This window comes from Bifidobacterium sp. H6bp9 (assembly GCF_032193695.1).
Classification (GTDB): Bacteria; Actinomycetota; Actinomycetes; order Actinomycetales; family Bifidobacteriaceae; genus Bombiscardovia; species Bombiscardovia kimbladii.
Window position 1 is genome coordinate 1 of record NZ_JASTZY010000014.1, and the last position, 3,181, is coordinate 3,181.

A 3,181-nucleotide genomic window follows, 5' to 3' on the forward strand; every position below is an offset into this window, starting at 1 on the left:
GACCATTGCTGTTGCTTCCCCATGCGTAGATGTTTCCGTCGCTGCCCAGGGCCAGCGAAAAATCGTATCCGGCGCTGACCTGCACGTAGGTGAAATCCTTGGGCACGTCCGGATCCGTGTTGCGGTCAGGCTTCCTCACCCTAAGTGGCGTAGTCCGGCTGGTGGTTGTTCCGTCTCCGAGCTGGCCATACTGGTTGCGTCCCCATGCGTAAGCGTTTCCGTCGCTGCCCACCGCCAAGGAAAAGCCGTAGCCGGAGTTGTAGACATTTCCTGCGCTGACCTGGCTGAACCTGATGCCTCGGCTGGCGCTGTCCGGCGGGGTGATGGTGGTGGATTCCCTGCCTAGCTGGCTGCCCTTGTCGGGGCTGATGTTCCACTTGGTGTTCCGTCTTTCAGTCCATTTGGCGGTCAGGGTCAGATCCTTGGTAACGGGCCTGCTGAAATCATAGGCGACCTGCCCGATGAACCACCCGTCGAACAGAAAGCCTTCACGCGTCGGATCGGGGGAGGGGCGCTTCACCCTGCCGTACGGGGTGGAAACATGCTGGTCTCCTGGTTCGGGGCTTCCTCCGTCCGCATTGAAACTGACGGTGTAGGTCGTGCCCTGCCGGTCGGCTCTGGTCAGCGGCTGGTCGACCGTGTACTTGAGGTTTCTGGTGAAGGGCCGGCTGTCCTGCCTGCCGGTGATGAGGATGGTGGTTGGTCCTGGCTTGCGGGCGGGTATGTCTGCCTGCCATGAGTCGTTGTTCCTGCTGAGCGTCAAAGCTTGGCCGTCCATGTTGGCTGATTCCAGGGTGGGCGCTGTGCCGGTGTCGAGCCGGGTTGGTTTGCCTGGCTGACCCTGCTCGTCCAGACTCCACTCGTATATGTCGCCCTGCTTGCTGATAGAGGTGATCATGCTTCCGACTTCGGCGGTCTGCATATATTGCTGGTTCCCGTCGTCTGCACGCTTGGGGGTTTCGCCGGGCTTCCAGACCCAGACGTGGCCGTCGGTGCTGGTGATTATGGTCTGATCTTTGCTGCTGGAGATACTGCTGGCCTTTGCGCCGCTCGGCAGGCTGAGAGCTGTGGGATTGGTGGTGCTGTCGGCTATGTGGTAGGTTTGTCCGTCCGCGTCCAGCAGGAGGATTCCTTTACTGAGGGCTTGGGCTTGGATGATGCGGATTCCTGGGTTCTGTCTGACGCGTACGGGTTTGGCTTTTCCGGTGTTGTTCGCGTCCCAGATCCAGGCTTGTCCGTCCGCGTCCACGATGAGGATTCGGCTGCCGAAGGCGAGGGCGGTGATGGCCTGTGCCTGTCCGGGCAGGCCTGCTGCCGTTTGCTCTCCGGGCTTTGCAGTCGGATCCTGGGTGCCGGGCTGGCTGACTTGGAAGGTGTGAACCTGCCCTTGCTGGTCCACGGCTAGCAGTCGGTCATCGTTCAGGCTGATGCTGGTGAACCTGGTGTTCCGGCTGGTGTCGAGGATGGTGGGCGTGGGCTGTTGGCTGGTCCAGGTGTAGATGTGCTGGTCGGATCCTAATGCGGCCTGCGATTGGCTGCTGGTTGCGACTTGCAGGTAGTGGAACCCGTCGGGAGCCTGGGCGGGGGAGGGGGCCTGCATGGGTGTGCTGTTTTGCGTTCGGCTGTAGATGCGGCCGTCGCCGGTCAGGCCTACAGTTTGGTCTCCCGCGGTGTGGATGCTCGTGTAGTAGGGCTCTTGTTTGTCGGGCGGGCTGATGGTCAGTTGGGCGCCGGTGGTGGGCCCATGGTTCGAGCTTAGGGTCCAGTCCGTGGTTTTGGCCCATTTGGCAGTCAGGGTTATGTCTTGCAGGATGGGCGTCTGGAAGTCATAGGGCTGGCCGTCAAGCGTCCATCCCTCGAACTGGAAGCTTTCACGTACAGGGTTGTGCTCTGGAGGGATGACGAGAGTGCCGGTTTTCACGGTTGATTGTGTTGGCTTGTTTCCGTTATTCGGGTCGAAGCGCACCGTGTGCGTGGCTTGATCATCCGTCTTGCCGGATGGCTTGGCTGAAGCGGAATTCGTACTGCCGGTAGTAGCCGTCGGCGATGACGGAGCAGATGGATCTGTAGTTTCGGGATTTAATGGTGATGTGGTTGTCAGTGGCGATGGGGTCGGAAGTGGAGTGTCTGTTGCGTTGCTAGGGAGAGTGCCGGAGGTTTGCTTAGCTACGCGAGGGGTCTGACGACCCCCCCCCCCCGGTGATTATAGGAGCGTCCGCCGCGTTTGCGGACGCGACGCCCAAGCCTGCCAGCAGACTCAACAGGACGATCACCATCGCCGACGCGCGACGCAGACGAGAAACCACATGCATAAAACCAAAACCCCTTACCAACACCAAACGAATTCAAATGCCGTTTGCTTGTTTAAAGTTCTGTCCGTCGGAAAGCCCTTCTGTCCTTCAACGCCAGCCCTGCATCGGATTGCGCGAGCCAATGGCGGAAGCCAGTTATCTTCTCGACGCCCCCACGTTTTTCACCATACCACCGGATTAACAAGCAACACACACGAGCCAGGTCTGAGCCCTGGGTGGTGATGACCTCAATGGTGGGTAAAGGCGGCTGCTCGCCAAATTATGAGGAGGGGGGGAAGAGAAATGAACGGCGGCCAGGCTGGCTGTGGGTTTCTGCCCGTGGCCGGCCTGGCCGCGTTTCCCTCTCTCCCAGGCGGATACGGGGGCGTGCATGCCTGCCCTCGGCTTCCCGCCTGCAGAAGTGTGGTGGGGGCGCGGGAGGGAAGTGTCGGCTCTCTTGGGGTTTGAGCCTTAAAGTGACACGTTCCTCCCTGCTCCCCCTAGGTGGGCCGGGGGCGGGGGGATTGATACGCCGCCCGGCCGCTCTTACTCGTGCGAAGCGTGAAGCAGTCGGTGCTGTTCTCTTCGGTGGCGGCGGGATGCCAGCACCCCGCCCATGCCGGTCACGCCGGTGGCCAGGGCGAGCAGGATGCCTTCCCCTCCGGCCTTGGGGAGCACGCCTGCTGGCAGGTACGTGTATTGGAGGGAGGTGTCCGGCGTTTGAGGTGCGCCGCCCAGCGTGTAGTCCACGCTGACCGTGACCGTGCCCGGCAGGTGCGCGGGCGTGAACACGCTGACGCTATTGCCATCGCCGCGCGTCAGCCCTGATACAGCGGTCTGGTCGAACCTGACGCCGGTGATCACCAGCTGCAGGTTGAACGACACCGGCA

At 61.5% G+C, this 3,181-nt stretch carries 1 protein-coding gene and 1 pseudogene; both read right to left on the minus strand.

The features are described from left to right. A partial coding sequence (locus QRX40_RS08630; protein ID WP_313837709.1) for an InlB B-repeat-containing protein occupies positions 1-1,921 on the minus strand: 1,921 nt, incomplete at its 3' end. A gap of 916 nt (positions 1,922-2,837) precedes the next feature. Beyond that, positions 2,838-3,181: pseudogene (locus QRX40_RS08635) on the minus strand (chromosome condensation regulator RCC1); the annotation flags it as partial.